Origin of the sequence: Chitinophaga sp., assembly GCF_035564935.1 — a bacterium.
Taxonomy (GTDB): Bacteria; Bacteroidota; Bacteroidia; order Chitinophagales; family Chitinophagaceae; genus Chitinophaga.
Genome location: NZ_DATMTE010000268.1, coordinates 1 through 9493, shown reverse-complemented (window position 1 = coordinate 9493; position 9493 = coordinate 1). Strand labels below are relative to the sequence as shown.

Here is a 9493-nt window from a genome sequence, read left to right as displayed (position 1 = left end):
TAGCCGGATAGTAACAGGCTGACGACAGAATATTATATTTGCCTTTTTAAGCATCTAATAAGCGTAACTGAATGAACCTGGCATTTTGGAAAAAAAACAAAGACAGTCAGCCTAAGAAAAAGAAATCTGCGGTTAGAGAATGGTTAGACGCTGCGATCTTCGCTATTATAGCAGCCACGCTTATCCGCACCTTTATTTTTGAGGCCTATACGATCCCGACACCTTCAATGGAAAAGACCTTACTTGTGAACGACTTCCTGTTTGTGAGCAAGATCAGTTACGGACCACGTATCCCAATGACTCCGCTGGCAGTACCTTTTGTACATCACACCCTGCCTTTCACCAAATCTGCCAAAGCCTATTCCGAGGCGGTAAAATGGAAATACAGGCGCCTGCCGGGTTTTTCAGCGATCAAACGATATGATGTAGTGGTATTTAATTTCCCTGAGGGAGACACTGTTGCCATTGATTCGCCAGATCCCAGCTATTATGGCATGGTACGGCAGTTTGGCTGGCAGTCTGTTCAGAACTCTTACAAGATCATTGAGCGCCCTGTAGATAAAAGGGAAAACTATATTAAACGTTGCATGGCCCAAGCCGGCGATACCATCCGGATCGTTAAAGGCGAAGTATATGTAAATGGCCAGGCCGCCCCGGTTCCTCCCGGCAGCCAGCATAAATATGTGGTGGAAACTACCGGCGATCAGCTGAACAGCAGTCGCCTGGAAGACCTGGGCATTGCCACTTCAGGTCCTGATTTTTACCAGCTGGATGCAAGTAAATACATTTACAACCTCACCCCGGCCAATGTAACCGCACTGGAACAGTTCAAGCCGATCGTAAAAGATATTAAAGTATACCAGGAGTCTGATTTTACAGACTTCAACTACAATAATGTTTTCCCGCACGACACCGCACACTTCAAATGGACAGAAGAAAACTTCGGCCCGTTGTATATTCCGAAGAAAGGCGCTACCGTTAAGCTGGATGAAAGCAATATTGCCTTATACGACCGCGTGATCCGGGTGTATGAAGGAAATACCCTGGAGAGAAAAGATGGCAGGTTTATCATTAATGGTCAGCCTGCAGACAGCTACACTTTCAAGATGAACTATTACTGGATGATGGGGGACAACCGTAACAATTCCCTCGATTCCCGTTTCTGGGGTTTTGTACCGGAAGACCACGTGGTGGGTAAAGCCTGGCTGATCTGGATGAGTTACGGGGAAGGCGGTATCCGCTGGAGCCGTATCTTCAGAAATATTAAGTAAGTACTGCAGAAAATATAATTTGAAGTAAATTACGGACCGGCATATTGCCGGTCCGTTGTTGTCTTACCCCGGCAACGGCTGCACGAAAAATCCTTTCAACTGTTGTTATGGAAAAGCAATTGCTGCATATTGAATACGAAGTATACGATGACCTTACGGGTCTTTCAGACGCAGATGCCTGGCTCCTGAAGGAGGCAAGAGAGGTAACAGCCAACGCTTATGCGCCTTATTCCCGCTTCCAGGTGGGTGCAGTGATCCGGCTGGCCAACGGGGAGATCATTGCCGGCTCCAACCAGGAAAACGCTTCTTATCCTATAGGACTGTGTGCAGAGCGGGTGGCCCTTGCCTCTGCCGCCTCTGTATATCCCAATATCGATATTGACACCATTGCCGTCAGTTACAATAACCTCAATGGCAACAGTACGCACCCCATTTCTCCCTGTGGTATATGCAGGCAAACATTATCGGAGTACGAACGGAAACAAGACAGCCCCATCCGCGTGATCATGGGCGGGCTAAGTGGCAAGGTATACGTGATCAGCCGGGCCAACGACCTGTTGCCGCTTTCCTTTAGCGGTGATGAACTGGGATTATGATTGTTACATGTAGATAAGTTTTAATTTAAAAAATATAATTTATATATTTGTCCGGTGCCCGTTAAGTGCCGCGACCTATGAAACCCTGCCAACTATCAGTTAGTATATGTTGTATTGTATTGCTTACTGCAGTGTATAGTGAACCGGCAGCCTGTTACTTTGATAAAAAAGAGGTAATAGCTGCTCACTACCGTACAGGCCTATACGTTGTTAAGGATACGCTGAAAACAGCGACCCGTTATCAGCAACTGGCACACGGCTTGTACGAAAAAAAACTTTTTAAACGGGCAATTGTGCAATGGAAAAAAGTATTACACTTGCAACCTACCAATGCTTTTGCTATGTTTATGCTCGGAAAATCGTATATGGGTGCGGGTGACCAGGAGAAGGGGGAACGCCTTTGCGATGAAGCTATCATGATAGGAGAAGAACAGGATAAAAATATTTGCCACAGTGTAGAGGGATTTTAAACGGCGCATAAAGGATAGGCAAGCTCCTTTTTCGCTGCGCTGCTTACTGTGGTATTTTCTTCGGCAACTTCGGCCACGGCGGCCGTAAGTTGCTAACGCTGCAATCCGCAAGGGCTGCAGCGTTTTAATGAAAAAGAAAAAGGAAGGCATCGCGCCTTCCTTTTTTCTTTTTCATAAGTTATAATACCCTTACATTCTTTCCGGTACTTTTATGCCAAGCAGTTTCATGCCCCGGGCAATGGTATGCGCCGTGAGCATAATGATCTGTAAACGCAGTTTCTTCTTTTCTTCTGAAGTTGCCCGCATTACAGAATAGGTATATATGCCCTCCGCTTTCTCTGCATAAAATGAATTAAATACCTGTGCCAGCTGGAAAATATAATTGGCAATAACAGAAGGACTAAATTCGCGGTAAGCTTCTGCCAGCACGCCCGGGAACTGCTCATTCAGGATGATCAATTCCCTTTCGAGTGGTAATAATTCACCTTCATGTTTGTAAGCCGCCAGGTTTTCAACAACGCCTGCATCCTTGATAATGGACTTGATACGTGCATGCGCGTATTGAATAAATGTAGCCGTAAATCCATGAAGATTGATGGATTCTTCAGGATTGAAGATCATTTTCTTCTTAGGATCCACCCGCAGCAGGAAGAATTTTAACCCGCCAAGACCAACGGTTTCATATAACTCACGGAGCTCCTCTTCAGAGAAGGTTTCCAGGTTTTTTCCCTGTTCTTTGGTTTGGTTTTCAGCCGTAGTGATCATTTCCGTGATCATATCATCTGCATCTACCACGGTGCCTTCCCGGCTTTTCATCCGGCCATGCGGTAATTCCACCATGCCATAGCTGAGATGGTGAATGCCTTTGGCAGAAGGCTCTCCCAGCTTCTCCATGATAAGCTGCAGCACCTTGAAGTGATAATTCTGTTCATCGGCTACTACATATACGCTCTGGTCCATCTGGTACTGTTCATATTTCAAACGCGCCGTACCCATGTCCTGCGTCATGTATACAGATGTACCATCGCCGCGGAGCAGCAACTTCTGATCCAACCCGTCGGCGGTCAGATCAATCCATACAGAGTTATCTTCTTTTTTAAATAACACCCCTTTCTCCAAACCTTCTGCTACCAGGTTTTTGCCCAGGAGATAGGTTTCGCTCTCATAATACATCTGGTCGAAATCAATACCCAGGCGCTTGTAGGTTTCATCAAAACCTTCATATACCCAGCCATTCATGGTGGCCCATAGTTCCCTTACTTCAGGATTGCCGGCTTCCCATTGCTGCAGCATGATCTTTGCCTGCTGCATGATTTCTGTTTTATTACGCGACATCTCTTTGATGTCGTCCATAATTTTGCCCGTTTTTTCCTTATCCTCCTTTACTTCCGGCTTGTGCAGGGCAGTTACCAGCTTCTCCAGCTTTTCGGTTTCTGCACTGTCGAAATCACGGAAATCGTTTTCCAGCGCCCGGTCAATGATAATTTCCGCCTGCTCTTTCACCACGGTTTCAAACTTCACGTAGTAGTCGCCCACCAGGTGGTCGCCTTTAATACCGGTCGACTTCGGGGTGTCGCCATGTGCAAACATTTGCCAGGCAAGCATGGATTTACAGATGTGGATGCCACGGTCATTTACCAGGTTGGCTTTGATCACCTCGTAGCCATTGGCTTTCATGATCTCAGCAATGGAATATCCCAGGAAATTATTACGCAGGTGACCGAGGTGTAAAGGTTTGTTGGTATTGGGAGATGAATACTCGACCATGATCCTTTTGCCATTGGCAGGCTGTAAACCGATGTTTACATCACTGTAATGTTGCTGCAGGAACTCAGTCCAGTAAGCATCGTTAATGCTCAGGTTCAGGAAACCTTTTACTACGTTAAATCGCGCAATCAGTTCCGGGTAGTGGGCAGCCAGATATTCTCCGATACGCTGTGCGGTTTCCTCCGGTTTCTGCCGGCTGAATTTTGTAAAAGAGAAAACCACAATGGTATACTCACCTTCAAATTCAGGCTTGGTAGTGTTAATAGCAATATCCGCTATTGTTAACTGCTGATTGTAAAGTGAATTAATGGCGGCCACGGCGGCCGTTCTGATGGATTGTACAACACTCATGCTGAAAATGATTAATGCGAGGGGCAAAGATAGTTAATTAGCCGAAAGCAGCGAAGGTTGTCTTTATCAGACAACCTTCGCTTATCCGGAATATTTTTTTCCCGCATTAAAAAGTGTAAAACACGCCTACCTGTGCTACAGAGTTTTTGCTGTTTACCTGGTCGGAGTCATACACGTTGGTGAGGCCAAAGTTATACCTGCCGCTTACCCCGAGTCCCATATCGAACTTATAACCAAAACCGAAGCCCAGTCCAAAGTCCACCGACTGCATATTATCCTTGATATCTACGGTTACATCGCCCGACTTCACTTTGGCAGCGGTAAGAAAGCCTACCTGCGGACCAGCTTCCAGGTAAAACTCAGGTACAATGGAATACTGTACCATTACAGGAACATTGATGTAATTAACCTTTACGGTATTGGAAGAAGTTAACCACAACACACTTCTTTCTGCTTTGGTGCCCTGGGTAGAATATAAAAGTTCCGGTTGGATAGCCCAGCTTTTGTTCAACCCGATATTTACAAGTCCCCCTGCATGAAAACCTGCAAGAGTCTTTGATCCGTCGGTATCTGTCAGTTTTGAAATATTCAAACCGCCTTTAACACCGAATTTTACATTTTGTGCTTGTACTGCCAGCATGGTTCCGATGGCCAATACGCCAGACAGAATAAGTTTTTTCATGATATGTTATTTTGTAAGCCAGCAGGCAAGAAGTATGCCGTTTTACAAAGAGGAATAAAACTCCACCGGTTGCGGAAAATTATAAATCCTTCAGCATCCAGCTGCCACAGCCAAAATGGCCGGTGTTCCCCATTGGGCCTGACAGGTACCTGAAGCCGAACTGTTCGTACACTTTTCTGGCCCTGGCCAGTTCAGGCGCAGTTTCCAGGTAGCATTGCGTGTAGCCGTTTTGTTTAGCGTAATCCAGGCACATGGCGATCAGCCGTCCTGCCAGTCCTTTGCCACGGGCTTCGGGCAGGAGGTACATTTTCTGTAGCTCGCAAACATGCGCTTCTCCGCCATCCAGTGGGTGAATGCCTGCGCCGCCGGTTATTCTGTCGCCGGCCAGGACCACGTAATAAGTTGCCCGGGGAATAGCAAACAGTTGGGAAAGGTGATCAGTGGCAGGGTCTGAAAACGCGGTGCCGGCCTTATTCATGCCGAACTCCGTGAGCGTGGTTTTTACTATATGTGCAATGGCCGGATCATCTGCCGGCACTATCGTTCTGATAAGGTATGGTTCCATAAAATGAAAATAGGGATTTTTTGATTTTTACATCAAAAAATCCCTATGATCTGGCTGGTAAGCCTGTTAGAATATGGTGAACTCTACTCTTCTGTTTTTCTGTCTTCCTGCCGCTGTTTTATTGCTGGCAATAGGTTGTGTCATGCCATAACCCACTGCTTCAATTTTAGAGGCATTCACGCCTTTACCCACCAGGTAAGCTTTCACGGATTCAGCTCTTTCTCTTGACAGGGCCAGGTTCCGCTCTTTGCTGCCTACATTGTCTGTATGGCCGCTCAGCTTCAGGTTGAGGTTTTTGCGTTTTAACAGCTCTGCCACCCGGTCAAGCGCTGCATAGGAACTGGTTTTGATACTGGCTTTTGCAAACTCAAATTCCAGGTTCTGGATGGCTTCTCTTACTATACGGTTATCTTCTTCTGTAATTACTATTTTTTCTTCCTTAGGTGGTTCTGGCACTGGCAGCGGGCAACCGGAACCATCTACTTTGGTATTGGCAGGCGTTCCCGGGCATTTATCAAAGAAGTCGGAAACACCGTCACCGTCGGCGTCTTTTGTCAGTTTATCCACATCAGCAGTCAACCTGGCATTATTCTGATTGGCTGCATCGAGAGAGGCCGCCAGGGAGGCTTTCTGGGCTTCCAGTTCGTCGTACATCACTTTGGCAGGATTAGACCACTGCAACTGTTTCCTGCCTTTCTTTCCCAGGGCAAATTCCAGTCCGGCGTAGCCATAGGAGTACTTATCCTTGTTGGGGCCGTAATTGTAGCCATCCAGGTTGTCGCCATCTGTGTAATACATGGTATAACCCAGGTCCAGGTTGATAAACTCCGACAAACGGAACTTCAAGCCCGCGCCTACCGGGATGATCAGTTCCCTGATGGCTTTATCGTCTGCCTTATAGGCAAAGCTGGTATTATCGGTCCTGGTTAAGGTAGGTTTGTACCCTGCCAGCCCGCCGCCCACGGAAGCGTACAGCTGTACGAAGTTCTCCCTGGATAACCAGTTGATGGTAGTGATGTTAAACACCGCATTTAAGGTACCGGACCAGTTCAGCTTTGTTTCGTACGACTTGTACGGCCTGTTGGGGAGGGAGCCGTTGCCGAGTTCCTTACTGTTATCGGCCTGAAGTTTCCCTCCTACATAGTCTGCCCGCAGGGCCAGGAAGTGGAGGATCTGGTACTTTACATAGGCGCCGTATCCGAACGATCCTTTCCATTTGGTAAAGTCATTACTGCCACCGGTAAGCGCTACGGGCGCCAGTACGCCGCCGTTTACACCGATCGACCATGTTTTGTAATCGCTGGGTCCACTGAATAATTTGGCCGTGGGCACGGCTGCAGAGGTAGATGGTTGATCCTGAGCCTGGCTCAGCATTGGGGTGGTGGCTATTAACAGGCACGCAGCCCTCCATAAAATGGATTTGTTCATAAGAATAACGTTAGGTTACACAATTTGTACAATAGTCAAAACAGCAGGTCAGGAATAAAATAGCTAAAAGGAAGGCGAGGTTATGAACAAATTAAACAACTCAGTTATTTAGTAAAAAGGCATGTTTTCCAACAACATAACTGTGATCTGCATTCAAATATAGGGCACCTGACTGACATAATTTCATATTTTTTTGCTTGGCATAATCATTGACAAACCAAAGACAAACACGAAAATACTTACAACTAAAGGATAATCTTTAATACTATGGGAAAAATAATAGGCATTGACTTAGGAACTACCAATTCATGCGTTGCCGTAATGGAAGGTAACGAACCGGTAGTGATTGCCAATGATGAGGGAAGGAGAACAACCCCATCTGTAGTGGCGTTTTTAAAGAACGGAGAAAGGAAAGTAGGTGACCCCGCAAAGCGTCAGGCTATTACCAACCCCGTAAACACAATTATGTCAGTGAAGCGTTTCATGGGCCGTCATTTTGACGAAGTAGCCAGTGAAGTGAGCCATGTTACATATAAAGTGGTAAAAGGGGATAACAATACCACAAGAATCGATATAGACGGCAGATTATATACTCCGCAGGAAATTTCCGCAATGATCCTGCAGAAAATGAAGAAAACGGCTGAAGACTACTTAGGCCAGGAAGTAACCGAAGCGGTGATCACCGTACCGGCTTACTTTAATGATGCACAACGTCAGGCTACCAAAGAAGCCGGTGAAATTGCCGGTCTTACTGTTCGCCGTATCATCAACGAGCCTACTGCTGCTGCACTGGCTTATGGTATGGATAAAAAGCATAGTGATAGCAAGATCGCCGTATTCGACCTCGGTGGCGGTACCTTCGATATCTCTATCCTGGAATTAGGTGATGGCGTATTTGAAGTAAAATCTACCAATGGTGATACACACCTCGGTGGTGACGACTTTGATAAAGTGATCATGGATTGGCTGGCAGACGAATTTAAAAAAGATGAAGCAGTAGATTTACACAAAGACCCGATGTCATGGCAGCGTTTAAAAGAAGCTGCTGAAAAAGCAAAGATCGAATTATCTTCTTCTCAGGAAACTGAAATCAATCTCCCTTATATCACCGCAGTGGATGGCGTTCCCAAACACCTGGTGAAAAAATTAACCCGTGCTAAATTTGAGCAGCTGAGCGACAGCCTGGTGGAAAGAACACTGGAACCTTGCCGCAAAGCACTGAAAGATGCTGGTATGAACACTTCCGAAATTGACGAAATTATACTGGTAGGTGGTTCTACCCGTATTCCAAAGATCCAGGAAGTAGTAGAAAAATTCTTCGGTAAAAAACCTAATAAAGGCGTTAACCCGGATGAAGTAGTGGCTGTAGGTGCTGCTATCCAGGGTGGTGTACTCACCGGTGAAGTGAAAGACGTACTGTTACTGGACGTTACTCCATTGTCACTGGGTATTGAAACAATGGGCGGTGTAATGACCAAACTCATCGAATCCAATACCACCATTCCTACCAAAAAATCTGAAACCTTCTCTACTGCAGCAGATAGCCAGCCTAGCGTGGAAATCAATGTACTGCAGGGTGAAAGGCCAATGGCTAACCAGAACAGAACACTGGGCCGCTTTATCCTGGGCGATATTCCTCCTGCTCCGCGTGGCGTTCCTCAAATCGAAGTAACTTTCGATATTGATGCCAACGGTATCCTGCACGTAACTGCAAAGGATAAAGGCACCGGAAAAACCCAGAACATCAAAATTGAAGCTGGTAGCGGTTTGAGCAAGGAAGAAATCGAAAAGATGAAAGCCGAAGCAAAAGCCAATGAATCTTCAGACAAGGAACAACGCGAAAAGATCGAAAAGCTCAATAAAGCAGACAGCCTGATATTCCAGACTGAAAAACAGGTAAAGGAATACGGCGACAAACTGCCTGCTGATAAAAAAGCGACTATCGAAACAGCACTTGAAAAACTGAGAGAAGCGCATAAATCACAGGATAGCGCACAACTGGATACTGCTACCGCAGAACTGGAAGCTGCCTGGACTGCTGCATCTGAAGAACTGTACAAAGCTTCCCAGGGTCAGCCTGAAGGTGGACAGCCTAACGGCGGTCAGCAACAGGGTCAACCTCAGGGCGGTGGCAACGACGGTGTTACCGACGCAGAATTCGAAGAAGTAAAATAATGCAGCGCGGAGTTTGTCTGACTCAGGATTAAACTGATTACCCTGATTACGCTGATTTGATTACTTTGGATTTAAAATGATTTTGGGGAGATTTAAGCGGATACTTTCGCTTAATTCTCCCCAAATCTCTTTTTAATCATTACAAAATCAAATCAGCGTAATCAGCTTAATCAGTTTAATCCTGAGTC

8 protein-coding genes are annotated in these 9493 nt (G+C 46.1%); 4 read left to right on the top strand and 4 right to left on the bottom strand.

The window, feature by feature from the left end; all coding sequences use genetic code 11:
• Window positions 1-71 precede the first annotated feature (71 nt).
• The 3 genes from lepB (at window position 72) to VN105_RS07165 (ending at window position 2337) form a co-directional block, all read left to right on the top strand.
• Window positions 72-1271, top strand: a complete 1200-nt coding sequence (gene lepB, locus VN105_RS07175; RefSeq protein WP_325639342.1) for a signal peptidase I — start codon at window positions 72-74, stop codon at window positions 1269-1271.
• 107 nt (window positions 1272-1378) lie between these two features.
• Window positions 1379-1867: a cytidine deaminase gene (gene cdd, locus VN105_RS07170; RefSeq protein ID WP_325639340.1), complete on the top strand. Its 489-nt coding sequence runs from the start codon at window positions 1379-1381 to the stop codon at window positions 1865-1867.
• A gap of 77 nt (window positions 1868-1944) precedes the next feature.
• A complete protein-coding gene (locus VN105_RS07165) occupies window positions 1945-2337 on the top strand; it encodes a hypothetical protein (RefSeq protein ID WP_325639338.1) in 393 nt (130 codons plus the stop codon).
• 189 nt (window positions 2338-2526) lie between these two features.
• Here the strand turns inward: VN105_RS07165 and argS are convergent, their stop codons facing one another.
• From argS to VN105_RS07145, 4 genes are all read right to left on the bottom strand, one after another.
• On the bottom strand, window positions 2527-4455 hold the full coding sequence (argS, locus tag VN105_RS07160) for an arginine--tRNA ligase (RefSeq protein WP_325639336.1): 1929 nt from the start codon (window positions 4453-4455) through the stop codon (window positions 2527-2529).
• A 106-nt stretch (window positions 4456-4561) separates the two neighbouring features.
• The gene (locus VN105_RS07155) at window positions 4562-5137 is read right to left on the bottom strand and encodes a porin family protein (RefSeq protein ID WP_325639334.1); all 576 of its coding nucleotides are present in this window, start codon (window positions 5135-5137) and stop codon (window positions 4562-4564) included.
• 79 nt (window positions 5138-5216) lie between these two features.
• Window positions 5217-5702, bottom strand: coding sequence for a GNAT family N-acetyltransferase (locus tag VN105_RS07150; RefSeq protein ID WP_325639332.1), 486 nt, complete (start codon window positions 5700-5702; stop codon window positions 5217-5219).
• Between the two features lie 66 nt (window positions 5703-5768).
• On the bottom strand, window positions 5769-7130 hold the full coding sequence (locus VN105_RS07145; protein WP_325639330.1) for an OmpA family protein: 1362 nt from the start codon (window positions 7128-7130) through the stop codon (window positions 5769-5771).
• A gap of 267 nt (window positions 7131-7397) precedes the next feature.
• Here VN105_RS07145 and dnaK point away from each other — a divergent pair, with 267 nt between their 5' ends.
• Window positions 7398-9305 (top strand): molecular chaperone DnaK, encoded by a 1908-nt coding sequence (gene dnaK / locus VN105_RS07140; protein WP_325639328.1) that lies wholly within the window; start codon window positions 7398-7400, stop codon window positions 9303-9305.
• The last annotated feature ends 188 nt before the right edge of the window (window positions 9306-9493 follow it).